General features: G+C 65.8%; 15 protein-coding genes. 5 read left to right on the forward strand and 10 right to left on the reverse strand.

All coding sequences use genetic code 11. From position 1 onward, the window contains the following. Positions 1-28 precede the first annotated feature (28 nt). Positions 29-1,312: an acyl-CoA dehydrogenase family protein gene (locus tag AC1RJ5_RS02575; protein ID WP_493111529.1), complete on the reverse strand. Its 1,284-nt coding sequence runs from the start codon at positions 1,310-1,312 to the stop codon at positions 29-31. 142 nt (positions 1,313-1,454) lie between these two features. On the opposite strand from AC1RJ5_RS02575, the gene AC1RJ5_RS02580 reads away from it, so the two are divergent. The 3 genes from AC1RJ5_RS02580 (at position 1,455) to AC1RJ5_RS02590 (ending at position 4,246) form a co-directional block, all read left to right on the forward strand. Continuing rightward, on the forward strand, positions 1,455-2,693 hold the full coding sequence (locus tag AC1RJ5_RS02580) for a TetR/AcrR family transcriptional regulator (protein ID WP_269575231.1): 1,239 nt from the start codon (positions 1,455-1,457) through the stop codon (positions 2,691-2,693). A gap of 77 nt (positions 2,694-2,770) precedes the next feature. After that, complete coding sequence (locus AC1RJ5_RS02585; RefSeq protein WP_493111532.1) at positions 2,771-3,136, forward strand: hypothetical protein; 366 nt, start codon at positions 2,771-2,773, stop codon at positions 3,134-3,136. 114 nt (positions 3,137-3,250) lie between these two features. Beyond that, positions 3,251-4,246, forward strand: a complete 996-nt coding sequence (locus tag AC1RJ5_RS02590; RefSeq protein WP_493114617.1) for a serine hydrolase domain-containing protein — start codon at positions 3,251-3,253, stop codon at positions 4,244-4,246. Here AC1RJ5_RS02590 and AC1RJ5_RS02595 read toward each other — a convergent pair. Continuing rightward, positions 4,243-5,334, reverse strand: coding sequence for a PepSY-associated TM helix domain-containing protein (locus AC1RJ5_RS02595; protein WP_493111534.1), 1,092 nt, complete (start codon positions 5,332-5,334; stop codon positions 4,243-4,245). The genes AC1RJ5_RS02590 and AC1RJ5_RS02595 overlap by 4 nt on opposite strands. Further along, entirely contained in the window at positions 5,334-7,565 is a 2,232-nt protein-coding gene (locus AC1RJ5_RS02600) for a TonB-dependent receptor (RefSeq protein ID WP_493111536.1), read from the reverse strand. The genes AC1RJ5_RS02595 and AC1RJ5_RS02600 overlap by 1 nt, the downstream gene beginning before the upstream one ends. Positions 7,566-7,754: 189 nt before the next feature. Here AC1RJ5_RS02600 and AC1RJ5_RS02605 point away from each other — a divergent pair, with 189 nt between their 5' ends. Further along, positions 7,755-8,417, forward strand: a complete 663-nt coding sequence (locus tag AC1RJ5_RS02605; protein ID WP_493111538.1) for a glutathione S-transferase family protein — start codon at positions 7,755-7,757, stop codon at positions 8,415-8,417. Positions 8,418-8,433: 16 nt separating this feature from the next. Here AC1RJ5_RS02605 and AC1RJ5_RS02610 read toward each other — a convergent pair whose 3' ends face one another. The 7 genes from AC1RJ5_RS02610 to AC1RJ5_RS02640 all read right to left on the reverse strand — a co-directional run bounded on the left by AC1RJ5_RS02610 (position 8,434) and on the right by AC1RJ5_RS02640 (position 16,992). Then, a complete protein-coding gene (locus tag AC1RJ5_RS02610; protein WP_493111540.1) occupies positions 8,434-9,579 on the reverse strand; it encodes an MFS transporter in 1,146 nt (381 codons plus the stop codon). A 14-nt stretch (positions 9,580-9,593) separates the two neighbouring features. Then, positions 9,594-10,367 carry a DeoR/GlpR family DNA-binding transcription regulator gene (locus AC1RJ5_RS02615; RefSeq protein ID WP_269575226.1) on the reverse strand — a complete coding sequence of 258 codons (774 nt, stop codon included), beginning with the start codon at positions 10,365-10,367 and terminating at the stop codon, positions 9,594-9,596. A 55-nt stretch (positions 10,368-10,422) separates the two neighbouring features. After that, the gene (locus AC1RJ5_RS02620) at positions 10,423-10,788 is read right to left on the reverse strand and encodes a hypothetical protein (RefSeq protein ID WP_269575225.1); all 366 of its coding nucleotides are present in this window, start codon (positions 10,786-10,788) and stop codon (positions 10,423-10,425) included. Positions 10,789-10,852: 64 nt separating this feature from the next. Beyond that, positions 10,853-11,512, reverse strand: coding sequence for a hypothetical protein (locus AC1RJ5_RS02625; RefSeq protein ID WP_269575224.1), 660 nt, complete (start codon positions 11,510-11,512; stop codon positions 10,853-10,855). A 125-nt stretch (positions 11,513-11,637) separates the two neighbouring features. Next, on the reverse strand, positions 11,638-14,373 hold the full coding sequence (locus AC1RJ5_RS02630) for a TonB-dependent receptor (protein ID WP_493114619.1): 2,736 nt from the start codon (positions 14,371-14,373) through the stop codon (positions 11,638-11,640). A gap of 235 nt (positions 14,374-14,608) precedes the next feature. After that, complete coding sequence (locus AC1RJ5_RS02635) at positions 14,609-15,679, reverse strand: acyl-CoA dehydrogenase family protein (protein WP_493111544.1); 1,071 nt, start codon at positions 15,677-15,679, stop codon at positions 14,609-14,611. A 92-nt stretch (positions 15,680-15,771) separates the two neighbouring features. Further along, a complete protein-coding gene (locus AC1RJ5_RS02640) occupies positions 15,772-16,992 on the reverse strand; it encodes an acyl-CoA dehydrogenase family protein (RefSeq protein WP_493111546.1) in 1,221 nt (406 codons plus the stop codon). A 244-nt stretch (positions 16,993-17,236) separates the two neighbouring features. Here AC1RJ5_RS02640 and AC1RJ5_RS02645 point away from each other — a divergent pair, with 244 nt between their 5' ends. Beyond that, complete coding sequence (locus tag AC1RJ5_RS02645; protein ID WP_269575221.1) at positions 17,237-18,457, forward strand: TCR/Tet family MFS transporter; 1,221 nt, start codon at positions 17,237-17,239, stop codon at positions 18,455-18,457. The last annotated feature ends 16 nt before the right edge of the window (positions 18,458-18,473 follow it).

Raw genomic sequence — 18,473 nt, forward strand, 5'->3', positions numbered from 1 at the left:
GAGACCCCGGCTTTCGCCGGGGTGACGATTAACGCGAAACCCCCACATCTCCCGACGAAGCCCGGTCCGCTTTGAAGTCCGCATACTTCCCGAACTCGTTCCGCGCGATCGCCCGGGCGTGAACCTCGTCCGGACCATCCGCGAGCCGCAGCGTGCGGATGCCGGCCCAGTCATGCGCAAGGTGGAAGTCGCCCGACACACCCGCGCCGCCATGCGCCTGGATCGCGTCGTCGATGATCTGCAGCGCCATCTGCGGCGCCTGCACCTTGATCATCGCGATCTCGAGCTGGGCGGCCTTGTTGCCCGCCTTGTCCATCATGTCCGCCGCCTTCAGGCAGAGCAGCCGCGTCATCTCGATATCGATGCGCGCGCGCGCGATCCGCTGCTCCCACACCGAGTGGTCCGAGAGGCGCTTGCCAAACGCCACGCGGCTGACCAGACGCTTGGCCATCGCCTCGATCGCTTCCTCGGCAACCCCGATGGTGCGCATGCAATGATGGATGCGCCCCGGCCCAAGCCGGCCCTGCGCGATCTCGAACCCGCGTCCTTCGCCCAGCAGCATGTTCTCGATCGGCACGCGAACATTCTCGAGAACCACTTCGCCATGCCCGTGCGGCGCATGATCATACCCGAAAACCGAAAGCATCCGTTCGATCTTCACGCCGGGGGCGTCCATCGGCACCAGGATCATGCTCTGCTGGGCATGCTTGGCGGCACCGGTGTCGGTCTTGCCCATCACGATGGAAACCGCGCAACGCGGGTCTCCCACGCCCGAGCTCCACCACTTGCGCCCATTGATCACATAATGATCGCCGTCGCGCACCATGCTGGTCTGGATGTTGGTCGCATCCGAGCTCGCCACCGCCGGCTCGGTCATTAGAAAGGCGGACCGGATCTCGCCCTGCATCAGCGGCTTGAGCCACTGGTCCTTCTGAGCCCGGGTGCCGTAGCGATGGAGCACCTCCATGTTGCCCGTGTCGGGCGCGGAGCAGTTGAAGCACTCCGACGCCCAGCCCAGCCGCCCCATCTCCTCGGCGCACAGCGCATATTCGAGGTTGGTCAGCTGCGTGCCCTGGAACTCGAAACTGTCGTCGACATGGGACTGGCCCGAATGCGGCGGCATGAAGAAATTCCACAGTCCCGCGGCCTTGGCCTCGGCCTTCACTTCCTCGATCACCGGCAGCACCTTCCAGCGATCGCCCTCCTTCTGCTGGGCGTGATAGTCGCCGTCGCGGGGCCGGATCCTGGTGTCGATAAAGGCCTTCACGCGGTCGCGGAAATAGGTCTCGCGCTCGCTCAGCGTGAAATCCATGGCGCATCCTCTCCGTTTCTGCTTCACGGATCGGCGTAGAGCATACCGGATATTCGGTAAAGTCGGGCCGGCGCGAAAATCGGCACAACCTCGATTCAAAAAACCGCTTTGGCTAGCCGTCAAATCCGCTAGACTGGTTGCAATGAATGCACCGGGGAAACTAGAAACCGCAAGCGCGACGAAACGCTTTCAGGCCAAGCGGGATGCGATCCTCGCCGCGGCCGCGGACGCGATCAACGAGCAGAGCGCCAAGGGGATGACCTTTGCCGACGTGGCACGCCGCGTCGGGCTCAACACCACGTCGGTCACCTATTACTTCAAGCGCAAGGAAGACCTTGCCGCCGCCGCCTTCGAGCAGACGCTCGACCGGCTGGAGGCGATGCTCGACGATGCCGGCAAGGAGCCGACTCCCGAAGCGCGCGTCGCCCGCTATCTCAACATCAACATGGAACGGCTCGCCCGCATCCGCCGAGGCGAGGAGCGCGATTTCGCGATCCTCTCGGATCTCCGCGCCATGGAAGATCCGATCAAGCGCGAGCTGCTCGATCGCTGGCGGGGCGTTTTCCGCAAGACGCGCACGCTCTGGGGCCCCGCGACCACGCGCGCGGAGACCGATCTCCACGGTGCCCGCGCGCACGTGTTGCTCGAGAACACCTTCTGGCTGACCGCCTGGCTGCCGCGCTACGAGGTGGACGAATATACCCGCGTCGAGGCGCGGCTGATGGACGTGTTCCGCACGGGCATCGCTGGCCCAGGGGAAGCCTGGACCCCGCATATGCTCGACCTTGAGCATGACGAGCCCGAGCCCGGCCGGGAAGCCTTTCTGCTCGCCGCCACGCGCCTGATCAACGAGCTCGGCTATCGCGGCGCCTCGGTCCAGAAGATCGCCAGCGAACTCAACGTCACCAAGGGCAGCTTCTACCACCATCTCGATGCCAAGGACGATCTGGTGATCGCCTGCTACAAGCGCAGCTTCGACATCATCACCGATGCGCAACGCCTGGCCGAGAATGCCGGCGGCACCCATTGGGAGCAGCTCGAAAGCACGATCGCGACTTTGCTCGACTATCAATTCAGCGAACGCGGCCCGTTGCTGCGCACCACCGCGCTCTCCGGCCTGCCGCCCCAGGTCCGCTCGACGATGATCGACCGTTCGAACCGTATCGCCCGCCGCTTCGCCGGCATGCTGTCCGACGGCATCGCCCAGGGCTCGATCCGCGCGATCGACCCGCTGGTCGCCTCGCAGACGCTGATGGCGCTGCAGAACGCCGCCTTCGACATGCGCAAATGGGCCAGCACCATGCCGCGCGAGAAGGCGGTGGCGTATTACGCCTCGACGATCGCCTTCGGCCTGTTCGACGATCGCGTTCTGGCGGGATAGTCGGCTTTCGTCGCATCGCGCTGTCTCCGCGTATCCAGATCTCTAATCCATCCGAAATGGCTGGAATGGAGAATAAGATGCGGCAGATTCACTTTGTGTTGCTGCTAGCCAGTGCGCTGACGCCTCCCCTTGCTGCCGTTGCGCAGACCACGCAGGCCACGATCGATCCCGCCGCGATCGAAAGAGACAAGCTGCTCGCCCGCGACCTGGCGGCGGCAGTGAACGCGGATGCCCGCGCACGCGCCGAATGGGCCGCGAAATATCATTCGCAAAGGGAGGGAGCCTATAGCCAGAGCGACCTCGCGAAAATGCTCGAGGACATCGCGCGGGTCAGCCGCGGAGTCACGGTGACGGGGAACGATCGCAAGAATGGCTGGCTTCGCATCGATCTGCGCGCCGCGAACGGCAAGAGCGGCAAGCTGCTGCTCGATACCGACGGATAACCGTCGAATGGCGTAACCCGGTTCAACGCCTACGCACGCCCGTCCGCCTACCCCACGCAGCTCATCGCGCAACCGGTTTCCCGCGCAGCGCTGCGCAAGGCGATCGACGACCGGCTGCGCTTCGCTGCGGCGCGCGACGAATTCTCGGGCTCGGTGCTGGTCATGAAGAACGGCGAGTTGATCTACAGCGGCGCCTTCGGCCAGGCGAACAAGAACTTCAACGTTCCCAATACGATGGACACCCGATTCCACACCGGCTCGATGGACAAGATGTTCACCGCCGTACTGATCGGTCAGTTGATCGAGCAGGGCCGGCTGACGCTCGATACGCGTGTTGTCGATGTGCTGCCGGATTATCCCAACGCCGACGCTGCCAAGGCCATTACCATCCGGCATCTGCTAAGCCACCAGTCCGGCGTCGCCTCCTCGTTCGGAGACCCCGAAATCGACCGCTTCCGCCCCTTCGAGCGAGTCAGCGAATTGCTGCCGCGCTTCGCCGCCAAGCCGCTCGATTTCACGCCGGGAACGCAGGCCGGTTATAGTAACGAGGGTTTCATTCTGCTGGGCGCGATCGTCGAGAAATTGACCGGACAGAGCTATTATGATGCGGTACAGAGCCGCGTATTCGATCGCGCCGGCATGAAGAACACGATCTATTATAGGGTCGATGAAATCTCGCCCCTCAGGGCAGAGGGGTATCGCTTCCCGGACTCCGACTTTCTCGGTTTCGGAACGAGAATCGGCAATTCGACTTTCCAGGGTCGCGGCTATCGGGGCAACTCCTGCGGCGGCGCCTATAGCACGGCTGGAGACATGACGCGGTTCCTGCAGGCCCTGCGCGCAGGCAAGCTGCTGTCGCCTGCCATGGCCGAGGAGATGACCGGCCTGCAGAAGGGCTATAACCAATATGGCTATGGCTTCCTGCACCGAAAGATCGGCGACAAGACGGTGCGTGGGCACAACGGTGGCGGTGCCTTTTCCGGCATCAACTCGATGAGCCGGATCGTCTGGGAGACCGGATATACTGTCGTGGCGATGGGCAACTACGATGCGCCACTGATTGAATGGGTCGGCGACGACATCGTGCATATGGTCGCGGCGCAGTCTTAGGCCTTCCGCACCGCCTTCTTCGGCTTGGGTCGCTTGAACCAGAAGCTCCACACCGCCAGGCTGCCGAGCAGCAGCATCGCCAGCCCCGAGCAGGTCATCACCAGCCGGTAGAGCAGCCCGCCCACCTTGGCGGCGTGCAGCGGATAGGCGCCGTTGAACACCTGCGCGCCCTTGGGCAGCGCCAGCGCGTCGATTGAGCCGAGTATGTGCCCGTCCGCGGCGTCGAACCAGATGTTCGAGCGGCCATTGGGCAACCACTCCCCGGCGCGCTTCATCCGCACCAGGATCGGGTCACCGGCCTTGCGCGGCAGCGAGAGGATGCGAATCTGCGCATCGGGGAAGCGCGCATAGGAAGCCGCGATGATCCCACGCCAGTCCGGATGCGCGGCCAGCGGCCCGCTCTTCACCTTGGGCGGCTTCATCGCCGCGGCATCGGCCGAGGGCGAAGAGAAGGGCATGGTGATCAACTGCGCGAACGGCTTGAAGATCATCATCGTGCCGGTCACTGCCGAGAGCAGCAGCAAGGGCGCCATCACGACGCCCAGGTCGCGGTGCTGCATCACGATCATCGGCCGGCTCAGCCGCTTGGGCCAGAGCCGGAACTTGAAGGTCTTGCGCGTCCGCCACCACAGGATCGATCCGGTGATCACGAACAGGATGCCCGCCAGCCCGGCGATCCCGATGATCGTCTCGCCGAAATCGCCAGTGAACAAATGATGGTGCAGGTCGAACAGCCAATGCTCGGGCCGGCTCCACTGGCTATCCCACCGCGTCACGACATTGCCCGCCTGGTCGGCATAGGCGCCGGCGCCCCTGGCCATCCGCACCTGGTGCAGCCCGAGCCCGTCGCTGGCATAGGTGATGCCCTGCGCCTTGGGTTCGGCCGCCATCAGCTTCGCGGTGGTCGCCGCGATCACGTTCGGATCGGCCACGCGCACGTCCGCGGCATGCGGCAACGTCCAGCCCAGCCAGCTATCCTCATGGACGAGGATCGCGCCGGTCAGCCCCAATGTCGCCAGCACCAGCCCGAGCACGCCGCCTGTCCAGCGGTGGATCAGGTCCAGCCATCCCATCACGCCGCGCTGCATCAGAAGCGATAGTCCCAGCTCAGGGTGAAGGTGCGCCCGCGCCCCGCATAGAAGACGGTGTTGTCGTTCGGCAGGCGAGTGTCAGAGGCGTAGTCGATGTACATCTTGTCGAACAGGTTGGCGACGCTGAGGCTCAGCCCGCCCAGCTTCGTCTGGTAGCGGACATATGCGTCGGTCAGCACATAGCCGCCAAAGTCGTTCATGTAGAGCTTCTGCGGATGCAGCGGGTTGGCATCGTCGATCGCCCGCGCCTTACCGTTGAAGTGGCGCGAGAGGTAGAACTGGGCCTGCACACGGGCGCTGAACGGACCCTTCTGATAGTCCGCCGCTAGGTTGACGCGGTCCGGCGAGATGTTGGTGCCGTCGAGATCGGTATCGACCTTGCCGTCCGGCACCGTGTCGGCGTCATAACGGCCGCTCAGATGCGCATAGCCGACGCTCGCCTTGAGCCCCGGCACCGGCAGCTTCACGCCCAGATTGACCTCGAGCCCCTGGATCTCCACCCGTTGGCGCTGCACGTCGAAGATGCCGGCGGCGCGCGCGATCAGCAACTGGCCCTTGTCGCTCGATGACCAGAAATAGGTGACGGAGCCATCGAGCGGCCCGCGCTTCACTTCCACGCCGATCTCGCGGTTGTTCGAGACGATCGGCGAGATGTCGAGATAATTGTCGAGGTCGACGCCGGTCACCCGGATCGCCCGGGTGATGCGGCCGATGTCGGGCACGGTGAAGCCCTCGGCATAGCTCGCGTAGGCGCGGATGCCGGTAACCGGCTCGACGATCACGCCTCCGTTGAACAGCAGGTCCTCGAACTTCGGCTTGCCGCCGGAGACCGCAACGCCGCCATAGGTCGCCTTGTTCGGCGCGACATAGGTGGTCGAGGCGAGCGTGTGGTAATCGTCGATCTTGATTTCGACATTCTCGTAGCGCGCGCCGCCTGCCAGGCGCAGCTTGCCACCGAACAGCTTCAGATTGCCCTGCACGAACGGCGCGAGGCTGCGGAAATCGCTGGGCGGCACCCAGACGCGATTGGTCGCGATCAGCCGCTGCTCGGTCTTGTCGACCAGCGCGTCGAAGCCGATGGTCGCGGTCAGCGCCTCGAAGCCGGGTACAGCGCGCTCATAGCTCAGCTTGGCGCCCAGCTTGCGCGAACGGTTCTCCGACTGGTCGAACAGCTTCTCGGTCGGATCGAGCGTCGGATCCTGGAAGGTCGCGATCGGCAGGATCTCGCCGCCGAACGTGTCATGCGTGCGGTTGAAGAAGATCTGGCCGACGAAGTTGCCGCCGCCCAGCGACGTGTCGGTATAGGTCAGGGCTACGCTCTCGGTGCGGCTCGCCGCGGCCTTGCCCGGCGCATCGCCGCGCGTCGCGCTGGTCGGCAGGCCGGTGGCACGGTTGCCAACCACCGCGATATAGTCGCCATCGCCCTTCAGCTCGAAGCGGCTGGCGATCAGGTCGATCCGCCCGGTATCGCCCACCTGATAGCCAATGCGCGAGAACAGCGAGACGGTCTTGGAATCCTGCGTCTCGCCCTGGGTGAGGTTCAGGCCGACGCGGCGCCCGTCGCCGTCATAGAACACACCGCGCTTCTCATAGGCCGCGCCGAAGGTCGCATCGAAACGGCCCGACTTCCACTGCACCAGCCCGGCTGCCTTGCCGCCCAGCCCGTCCTTGCTGAAGTCATTGTCCGCCGTGCCCTGCAGCAGCACGCGCCCGCTGATCCCTTCGGTCTTCGGCGCACCCACCGTGACCTGGTTGACGATACCGCCGGTGCCGCCAATCCCCTGCAGCGCGTTCGAGCCGTAGATCAGCTCGACCCGATCGACGAAGAAGCCATCGATCGTGAAGCCGTCGCGGCTGCCATCGCGCATCGGGGTCGATTGCGGAATGCCGTTGATCGCATAGAGCGGCGAGCGCCCGCGCAGCGTCTCGCCCGCGCCCGACAGCTTCTGGCGGGTCGGCGAGAAGGACGGGGTCAGGTTCGCCACCGCATCGGTCACCGAGCCCGAGATCGCGATCTGCTGATCGAGCCGCTGCTTGTCGATCACATCGATCGTAAGCGGCAGCGCATTCGGCGGCAGCACCGTGCGTGCGGCGGTGACCACGATCTCTTCGCTATCCTCGGCGTCCTTCTGCGGTTCGGCCTGCTGGGCGAACGCGACCTGCGGCATCGCGACGGTGAGCGCCAGCAACGGCAGGGAAAGCAGCGAGAGGCGCGAACGCACGGACATGATTTTGGGAACCCCCGAATTTGGTGCCGCTCTCAGGCGGAGCAGCTTGATCGGGGGTGCGGCTAGCAGCGCAGAGGTGCTATTGCAAGCTAGTCGCAATATCGTGTGGCTTACCGGCCTTCGTCTCGTGCATATCCGGTCCGACCGCGCCATGCTTGGCTTTGCATCGATGCCGGGGGACCATACGCAATGGCGAGACTCACCCTGATCCTGGGCCCGAAGAACTATTCCTCCTGGTCGATGCGGGCCTGGCTGCTTCTGCGCTGGCTGCAGCTTCCGTTCGACGAGGTCACCATCCCCCTTTACGGCGAGCATAGTCGGGAGTGGTTGCTCCGCTATTCGCCCACCGCCAAGGTCCCGGTGCTCATCGATGACGGTGTGACGATCTGGGACACGCTGGCGATCATCATGCACCTCGCCGATGCCCATCCCCATATCTGGCCCGCGGACCCCGCAAAACGCGCTTATGCCCGCGGTATCTGCGCGGAGATGCATGCCGGCTTCCAGCATCTGCGTAATAGCATGTCGTACAACGCACGCGGGCGCGATCGTCAGGTCGAGATGACCCCCGATCTTGTCGCCGACATCGCTCGCATTCGGGAGATCTGGACAGAGGGCCGCCGCCGCTTTGGCGGAGGCGGGGCCTGGCTGCTCGGCGAATTCGGTGTAGCGGACATCATGTTCGCACCGCCCGCGATCCGCTTCGTCACCTATGGGGTCGCGCTGGACGGGGTCGCGGAGTCCTATTCGCGCCGATTGCTCGGCCACCCGCTGGTGCGCGAATGGCTCACCCTCGGCCAGGCGGACGCGGTAATCCCCGCCTGTGAGCTGGGCGGCACAGGCATCGCCTGAGCCGGCTCGGCCGATTTCAGGCCTGCGCCGCGCGTGTGGTCCGCCGGGCAGTGAACGGCACCAGCAGCAACAACACCGCCAGTATCCAGAACGCGGCTCTGAGCCCGACCGCCTCCGCCACCACGCCGATCCCGGCAGGCCCGGCGAGAATGCCGGCATAGCCAAGCGTCGTGATGGCCCCGATCGCCAGCGCGGGCGGCATTTGCGTCTGCTCCCCGGCGATGCGGAACAGCACGGGCACGATGTTCGATGCGCCCAGCCCGATCAGCAGGAAGCCGCCCAGCGCAATCGGCGCGACTGGCACGCTCAGCAGCACCGCGAAGCCCGCAACCGCAACCAGTCCGCCGCCCAGCAAGGTGCGGTAATCCCCCAGCCGCGCGGTCAGCGCATCTCCGAGCAGCCGCCCGGTGGTCATCGCGATCGCGAACAGGATATAGCCAAGCCCACCCTGGGTCGCGCCCACCAGCCCCATCTGGGTGATGAGCAGGGCGCTCCAGTCGAGCATTGCCCCTTCGGCCAGGAAGGTCGCCATGGCGAGCACGGCCAGCAGCACCACCACGCCATGCGGCCGCACGAACAGCGGCCCCTCTTCGCCCCGCACCGCCGGCAGCAGCCGTGGCCAGGCAATGAGCATCGCTCCCAGCATGATCGCCGCGCAGACCAGGCTGCCGGCGAGCGCGCTCACCTTGAGCGACAGGAAAATCGTCATCAGCGCCGCGCCGGCAAAGCCGCCGATGCTGAACAGCGCATGGAATCCGGACATCAGCGGCACGGGCGCCGCCCGCTCCACTTCCACCGCGTGCACGTTCATCGCCACGTCCAGCGAACCCAGCGCCGCGCCGAACAGCAGCAGCGCACCGCCCAGGGTAACCGGGGTCGCCGCGATGGTCAGCAGCGGCAGGATCAGCGCCAGGGCGATGCCGCTCGTCACGATCACCGGCTTGCCGCCATAGCGGGCGCTGATCGGCCCGGTCGCCAGCATCGCCAGGATCGATCCGATGCCGATGCAGAGCAGCAGCAGCCCCAGCATAGCGCTATCGATCTGGAGCCTCTCCTTGGCAAAGGGCACCAGCGGCGCCCAGCAGGAGATTCCGAACCCGGCGACCAGGAACGAAAGGCGCGTGGCCAGCCGCGTGGCCGGGCTATCGGCGGAAGTCGTCATGCCTCGCCCCCTGCTTAGGCCGGATCGGCGATCAGGATGGTACGGCAGCCTGCGGCATCGAGTGCGCCGCGCTGCATGTCGGTCGCGCTTGCCTCCACCACCAGCATGTCGATCTGGCCCAGCCCCGCAACCCGGTACGGCGCTTCACGCTCCAGCTTGTCGTCGGTAACCAGCACTACCGTCCGCTTCGCCCCGGCGATCACCGCGCGCTTGAAGGTGGCGTCGTCCAGCTGGAAAGCCCCCACCCCTTCGTCGGAGGCCGAACAGGCACCGATGAACGCCCGATCGAAGCGCATCTGCATCAGCGCCTGCATCGCCACCGCATCCACGCAGCCGCCGATGATCGGATCGACCTGCCCGCCGAGCACGATCAGTCGCAGGTCCTGCCGCCGCAGCATCGCCGCGGCGATATCCACCGAGTTGGTGGCAATGGTCAGGTCGGCATCCTCCGGCAGGAACTCGACCAGCGCGAGATTGGTGCTGCCGCTGTCGAGGAACAGGAACTCGCCCGGCCGGATCGTCGTCACCGCCGCGCGGGCCAGCGCTCGCTTCCGCCCCTGATCGCCCTCGATCCGCGCGGCCATCGGCACGGCGACCGGCGAGACCGGCAGCGCCCCGCCATAGACGCGCCGGCACTTACCCTCGGCCGCCAGCGCACGCAGGTCGCGCCGAATTGCATCCTCGGAAACTTCGAACTCGGCGGCGAGGGTACCGGCCGACACCGGCTGTCCATTGGCCAGCCGGGCCGCAATCACGTCACGCCGCGCATTGGGGGGATCAACAGTCATGAATCCGCATTATCGTGTATAATCATGCGAGTCAATTCGCACGATCGTGCACGATTCAATGAGCTCGTGGTGCCTCGAACCGCAAACCGCCCCGCGCCTCGACCACGATCGGCCCACGCGGCCTGGCCGGCAGCACTGCCTTCACCCGCCCGAAGATCCGCCGCGCGTCCCCGGCCTTGCGGGTTTGCACGCAGAGATTGGTCTCCCCTTCCCGCCCCCAGCGCCGCGCGTCGATACTCCGCACGCCACGATCGCGCTTGAGCAACGCCTGCACCCGGTCGAAGGCGGGCCGGTCGATTCCCATCGCATAGCTGGCGAACTGCACGCTGACCGCGCATTGCGGCGCGGGGTTGCCCTGTGCATGGGCCGCAGCCGGCAGCGCCAGGATCGTCAGGGCAAGGGCGGGAACCAGCGAACGCATCGAGCATACCTCCAAGGTCGATGCCCCGTCCTCGCGCCCTTCGCCTGAACGCGGTCTGAAAGCCTCAGGGCCTCGCCGCCTCCGCCGCGCAAAGTCCTTTGGGCTGCCAGGCCTGGGTCAGCGTCGTCGGCGGTTTGGCCATATCGTGCAGGATCAGTGCGAAGCCCTTTCGCGGTTCCTTGCCGATCGCCATCAGCAGCATTGGCGGGCCGCCCTGAATGACCAGATTGTTGCCCGGCCCCTTACCGGTCCGCGCGCCCTCCGGCGTCTCCAGGCAGGTGTCGCCGCTGACCGCGAAGAACGCTTCCGGCCCGGAATGGACATGCAGCGGCGCCGTCATCCCCGGCGTGAACACCGAGCGCAGATATTCGGCGGCAAAGCTCGGCGCCGGCTCGACTGGCAGCGGCCCGATATCGGCGACATGCGTGCCGCCCTTTGGCCGCCAGCCTTCGCCTTCGATCGTGAACAGCCACACCGCACCGAATGCCTCGACGACCGTGCCATTGGCCGTCGCCGCCTTGCTCGCCGCCTCGCGGGTCGGGAAGGTGTCGAGATGCCAATAGACCGGTTTCGCCGGCAGGGCCGGCAGCATCTGGTGCACCAGCAGGCAGGCCGGCCCCACGCTTTCCTCGGCACCACAGGTCCGCGCCGTCGCCTGGGCAAAGGCGGGCGTGGCGAACAGGCTCAGGCACAATGGCGTCAGGACGCGCAGCAACCGGATCACGAGCATCTCCCCATCCGCGAAGCCGTGAGGATGTCCATTTTCACCCGCCCCGGCAAGCCACGCCCAAACGGAAACGGGCCCGCAGGTTGCCCCGCGAGCCCGTTCCACACCCCTGCCTTGCAGGATCAGAAGCGCGAGCGCAGCGTGATGCCGTAGGTCCGCGGCTCGGCCAGGAAGGCCGAGAAGATCTGCGAACCACCCGGGAAGCCCGGGGTCGGCGTCGTGCTCACCGCCTGGAACGGCGAGTTGAAGCCAACCTGCATGTAATTGGCCTTGGTCGCGTTCTGCACCCACAGCTCGAGCGCCCATTTCTGGTCCTCGCTGCCGATGCCGATGCGGCCGTTCACCACCACGAAGCTGTCCTGCGTCTTCTGCGGGAACAGGTCCGAGCCGGTGTTGTAGTTGTCGGCCAGGCGGCTATCGACATAGAGCAGGCCGCGCAGCCCACCGCCCAGCGACGGCGTCCAGGCCGCCGAACCGGTCGCCACCAGTTCCGGCGCGTTCGAGAGCAGCTGTCCCGGCAGCAGGCGCAGCGCCGGATCGAGCGGCGCACCCGTCTTCGAGCCCACCAGGTTGTTGGCGTACTTGGTCTTCGCGTAGGTCAGGCCGAAGTTGAAGTTGAGCGCACGCACCGGCGACAGGCCCATTTCGATTTCGAAGCCGGTCGAGACCACGCCCGGCTTGGTCTGGCCCGCCGGACAGGCGCCCGTCGTCGCGCTCAGGTCGCGATCGCCGCCGCCCAGGCTCGTCTTGCAGCCATTGATGTTCTGGACGAGATAGACCGTGCCATTGAAAGTGTTCAGCTGGAAGTTGCTGAATTCCTGGCGGAAACCGGCAACGTTCAGGTTGAAGCCCTTCGTCGAGTACTTCATGCCCGCCTCATAGGCGTTCACCGTTTCCTCGTCGAACTGGAGCACATCGGCGTAGTAGCCGGCATTGGCGGTGCTGATCGGGAAGATCGGCAGCGGCTGGGTCGCGCTCGGGTTCTTGAAGGCCGAGCGATCCAGGTTGAAGCCACCCGCCTTGTAGCCGCGCGAGTAGCTCGCATAGATCATCACGTCGTCGCTCGGCTTGTACGACAGGATCGCCGTGCCGGTGAACTTGTCTTCCTTGCGCGTGTCGTTGAGCGTCAGCGCGTTCAGCGCCGAGGACGATCCGCCCTGGCAGCTCAGCGTGATGATGCCACCCGCCAGCGGCGCCAGCGCCGCGACGCCCATATAGGGCAGCAGCGCCGCCTGCTGCGCCGGGCACACCGTGTTGTTGTTGTTGAAGTTGGCATTCAGCTTCTTGGTTTCGTTGGTGTAGCGCGCGCCCAGGGTCAGGTCGAAGCCCTTGGCGATGTGCACGATATTGTGCGTGAAGAACGCGAAGTTCGAGCTGGTCTGGTCGAAGTTCGCGGTGTCGTCGCCGACATTGCGCACCGTGTCGAGCCGCTGCAGGCCCTGCACCATCGCCGAGCCCGCCGCGCCGAGCGGCCCAAGCGTGTTGCTCAGCACCGCAACGCCGGTCGGCGTCAGGCAGCCGACATTGTTGGGGTTATAGAAGGCGCTGAACGAACCATAGACCACGCGGCAGGCGGCGAAGCGGCCATAGTCGTTGCCGAACTTGAGCTCACTCTTGGTGTCGAGGTCCTCATGCGCGTAATAGCCGCCGACCAGCCAGTCGAGCTTGCCGCCGAACGCATCGCCGTGGAAGCGCAGTTCCTGGGTGAAGGTCTTGAAGTGGCGGCCGCTCTTCGGCCCGAAATAGAGGATGTCGGCCAGGCCGTAATCGGCATCCGACGCCTGGGTGTTGTCATAGTCGCGATAGGCGGTGATCGAGGTCAGCTCGACATCGCCCAGGTTCCAGTTCACTTCGCCCGAGAAGCCCCAATCCTTGGTCTTGCCGGTATAGGAACGGTTGGCACTGGTCGCGATGCGGCGCGAATAGGCGTTGTTGTAGCCGGGGAAATACTGCGCGAAGGTCGTTCCGGTGATCCCGGTCAGCACCGTCGCCACCGGCGTGCCCGGCGCGATCAGCCCGGCATTGGTGGAGGAGACATCGGCCGTCGCATAGACGGCGGCGCAGCAATCCTCCTTGCGGTGGCTATAGTCGGCGATCAGGCGGACCGAGATGTCCGAATTCGGCTGGAACAGCAGCTGGCCGCGCACCAGATAGCGGTCGCGATTGTTGATGTCGCGACCGGTATTGACGTCGTGATAGAAGCCGTCGCGCTTCGAATAGAGACCGTCCAGCCGGAACGCGACCTGCTCGGAAAGCGGGCCGGTCACCGCGCCCTGCAGGCGCCACGCATCGTAATTCCCATAGGTCGCCTCGGCCATGCCGCCAAAGGTGAACTCGGGCTGCTTGGTGGTGACGCTCAGCATGCCGGCCGAGGCGTTGCGCCCGCCCAGCGTACCCTGCGGGCCGCGCAGCACTTCGATCCGCTCGATCTCGCCCAGGTCGTTGAGGCCGAGGCCGGTGCGCGAGCGATAGACACCGTCGATGAAGGTCGCGACCGAGCTTTCGAGGCCCGGATTGTCGCCCACCGTGCCGACGCCGCGGATGCGGGCCGAGGTGTTGGCATCGCTGCCGGTCGAGGAGACGAGCAGCGACGGCGCGACCTGGTTGAGCGCGCGGATGTCGTTGGCGCCGGTGCGCTCGAGCTGCGTGGACGTCACCGCCGAGACGGCGAGCGGAACATCGGCCAGCACCTGGGCGCGGCCCTGGGCAGTGACGACGATCTCATTGGGGTCGGAGACGCCCTGATCCTGGGTAGTTGCGTCCGCCGGCGTTGTCTGGGTGTTCTGGGCAAAGGCCGGGGCAGCAAGCGCAATCGAAAGCGCCGGAACAGCAACGCACGACAAAAGGCGTAACCGCATCATCATCATCTCTCCCACCACGGGCCAGAGCACTTTACGGCTCCATACCCTATCCTCGAATACTGACACTTCCCCGAGGGACGTCAAGCAGAACAAAGGTTGCAAAAGGGGACTGAACTAGCAGTGTTGCGCAAATGTCATATGTTGCAGGGGCGTTTCCGATACCCTTGGCCGAATCGATCTTCGAACAGTGAATTCGCAGCCCTTATAATTCGTCATCCCCGCCGCTGTTTCCTCAGTACCCGTTCAACCGCGCAAACCGCTCGCGATGCCAGGCCGCGTTCCCCCACTGCGCTTCCAGTACCCGCGCGCGCTTCAGATAGAAGCCCGCATCATGCTCGTCGGTCATGCCGATGCCGCCGTGCAGCTGGATCATCTCGCGGCTCACCAGATGCAGCGTCTCGTTCGCCACTGCCTTGGCCAGGCTGACTTCCTGCGCGACATTGGCCCGCCCGCTGTCGATCGCCTCCAGCGCGCCTTCCACGGCGGAGCGGCACAGTTCGAGCTCGGTGAACATCTTCGCCATGCGGTGCTGCAGCGCCTGGAAACTCGCCAGCACCTGGCCGAACTGGACGCGCGTCTTCAGATAGTCATTGGTCTGGGCAAAGGCGCTCTCGGCCATGCCGAGCATCTCCGCCGAAGCCGCCGCCGCCGCGCGATCCGCGACATGGCCGATCAGTTCGGCACCGCCGTCGAGCACCTCGGCCGGGGCATTGTCGAACGTCACCTGCGCATGGCTGCGGCCATCGGTCAGGTAGCGCGGCGAACGCGTCACCCCGGCATCGCCAGCGACGAGATGGAGCCCGTCGGTCGCCGCCACGACGAACAGCTGCGCGCTGTCGCCCTCGGGCACGAACGCCTTCACGCCGCTCAGCGTGCCGCCGCTCACCGTCGTGGCGATCTTCGAAGGGTCGAAGCGCGGCCCTTCGTCGATCGCCAGCGTCGCGACCACTTCGCCCGCCGCGATCCTGGGCAGCCATTCGGCCTGCTGCGCGTCGGATCCGCCCATCAGGATCGCGCTGGTCGCCGCCGCCGTGCTGGCCAGCGGCGTCGCAACCAGGTTGCGGCCCAATTGCTCGAGCACCAGCCCCAGCGAGACATAGCCCATGCCCGCCCCGCCCTGCGCCTCGGGCACCAGGATGCCGGCCCAACCCATCTCGGCCTGCGCCCGCCACATGTCCGCGTCATAGCCGGCAGCCGGCGCGGCATTGCGCATCTTGCGGAACGCGCTGACCGGCGCCTCATTGTCCGCCCACTCCCGCGCCATGTCGCGCAGCATCGTCTGTTCTTCGGTCAGGATAGCCATTTTCACCTCGTCATCCCGGCGAAGGCCAGGATCTCGTGCCGCGAGCGCACGCTGATTGGAGAGAGACCCCGGCTTCCGCGGGGGTGACGGCACTATTGATGGTCCAGCATCCCCAGGATGCGCTTGGCGATCACGTTGTTCTGGATCTCGGTCGAGCCGCCATAGATCGACACCGCCTTGCCGAAGAGCCAGCTGCGCACATCCTTCAGCGCATCCTCCTCGAATCCCTCGCCCTCCCAACCAAGGCCGGCGAGCCCGCGGATCTCGATCAGCAGTTCGGAGCGTTCCTGCATGATCCGTGCGCCGACATTCTTCATGATCGAGGTGGCGGCGCTCGGCCCCTGGTTCGATTTCGCCTCCAGCGCGGTGCGGCGCAGCGTCAGCATGAAGCTGCGCAGGTCCATCTCGTGCCGCGCGATCCGCGAGCGCAGGTCCGCATCGGCGATCCGCCCCTCGGCATCGACGCCGACATATTTCTTGGCGATCTGGCCGAGCGACGCGCCCGAGAACATCCGCCCCGCGGTCGATCCGCCGCCCGACAGGCTTGAGCGCTCATGCTGGAGAAGGCGCTTGCCGATCGTCCAGCCCTCGCCTTCCTGCCCAACCCGGTTGCTTTTGGGCACCTTCACGTCGGTGAAGAAGGTCTCGCAGAAGGGCGAGCTACCCGAGATCAGCTGGATCGGCCGCACTTCCACGCCCGGCGCATCCATGTCGCACAGCACGAAGGTGATGCCCTCGTGCTTCTTCGACTTGTCGGTGCGGACCAGCATGAAGCATTTGTCCGCCCATTGGCCGCCGCTGGTCCAGGTCTTCTGGCCGTTGACGACATAATGGTCGCCATGATCCTCGGCGAAGGTCTGCAGCGAGGCCAGGTCCGATCCCGCGCCCGGTTCCGAATAGCCCTGGCACCAGCGCACCAGCCCCTTGGCGATCGCCGGGATATGCTCGCGCTTCTGCTCCTCGGTGCCATATTCGAGCAGGGTCGGGCCGAACATCATCACGCCCATGCCGCCGATCGGGTTCCACGCGCCCGCGCGCTGCATCTCCTCCTGCAGCACCCGCGCCTCGGCCCGGCTAAGCCCGCCCCCGCCATATTCCTTGGGCCAGGTCGGCACGCCCCAGCCCTTCTCGCCCATCGCCGTCTGCCAGGCATCCTCCTCGGGCGAGTTGGTATGCGGCCCCTCGACCGCGGACATCGCATTGTCCTTGCCCTTCAGGCTCGGCGGGAAGTTCGCGGCGATCCACGCGCGCGCTTCGTTGCGGAACGCATCCAGCGGATTCACCGGCGCATCGATATCGGGGGCCGTGGCCATCACTCTCTCCCGGGATAGTCTTCTTGCTTGTTTCGAATTTGCGGTATGGCTCAGCAACCGTCAAGCCACAACTGTCACCACTCCATTCCGTCATCCCCGCGAAGGCGGGGATCCATTGCCGCCAAACAAAGTGAGACCCACGAAAACCAGCGAGAATGGATTCCCGCCTTCGCGGGAATAACGACGAAAAATGCCGCGCGCCGGCACGAACCTCTGCTAAGCATTTAGCGAAGAGGGGATACCAATGAAGTTCGAACATCGCGCGGTGCCGATCGTGCTCGTCGCCGTGCTTATCGACGTGATCGGCTTCGGCATCGTCATGCCGGTCCTGCCGGCGCTGGTCACCGAGCTCGGCCATGTCGGGCTGGACGACGCCACCCGCATCGCAGGCTGGATGCTCGCCGCCTTCGCCATTGCCGGCTTCTTCGCCGGCCCGGTGCTTGGCAATCTCGGTGACCGGTTCGGCCGCCGCCCGGTCCTCATCCTCTCGATGATCGCCTTCGCGATCGACTATGCGCTGATGGCCGCCGCGCCCAGCCTGGTGTGGCTGTTCGTCGGCCGCGTAATCGCCGGCATTGCGGGCGCCACCTTCGGCCCGGCGAGCGCGGTGATCGCCGACGTCACGCCGCCCGAGAAGCGCAGCGCCGTGTTCGGCCTCGTCGGCGCGGCGTTCGGCGTCGGCTTCATCCTGGGTCCCGCGCTCGGCGGCATCAGCGCGGGCCTCGGGCTGCGCGCGCCCTTCCTGATCGCCGCGATCTGCGCCGCCTTGAATGCGGTCGTCATGTTCTTCTTCCTGCCCGAGACGCTCGCCCAGGAAAACCGCCGCCCGTTCCGCTGGTCCGATGCGCACATCATCGGCGCCTTCCGCCCGCTCTTCCATGCCGGCAATGCCGGCCCGCTGCTGCTCGCCTGGTTCTTCTGGCAGCTCGCCGGCACCGTCTACCCGTCGACCTGGTCCTTCTGGGCGGCGATCCGCTTCGGCTGGGACGCCACCGCGATCGGCTGGTCGCTTGCCTATGTCGGCTTCCTGACGGTGCTGGTCCAGGCGCTGCTCACCGGCCGCGTCATCAAGCGCGTCGGCGAGCGCAACGCCGCGCTGATCGCGCTCGGCTGCGCCTCCTTCACCCTGTTCTCCTACGCCTTCATCCAGCAAGGCTGGCAGGTCTATGCCTTCTTCCTGATCGGCGCGTTTGGCGCCTTCGCCTATCCGGCTCTCAACGGGACGCTGTCGAACATGGTCGGCCCGTCGCACCAGGGCGCGCTGCAGGGCGGGGTGTCTAGCATGAACAATGTCGCGGCGATCCTCGGCCCGCTGATCGCCACCCAGGCGCTGGCCGCCGGATCGCATCACGGCTTCGACGGTGCCGCCTTCCTCGTCGCCGGCGCGCTGATGGCGATCGCCGCCCTCATCATCGCGCTGTTCGTCCATATCCGCGCGCCCGAGCCCGAACCCGCGACCGAGTGATTTTTCGAAAATTGCG

The organism is Sphingomonas sp. GW822-FHT03G08, assembly GCF_058801135.1.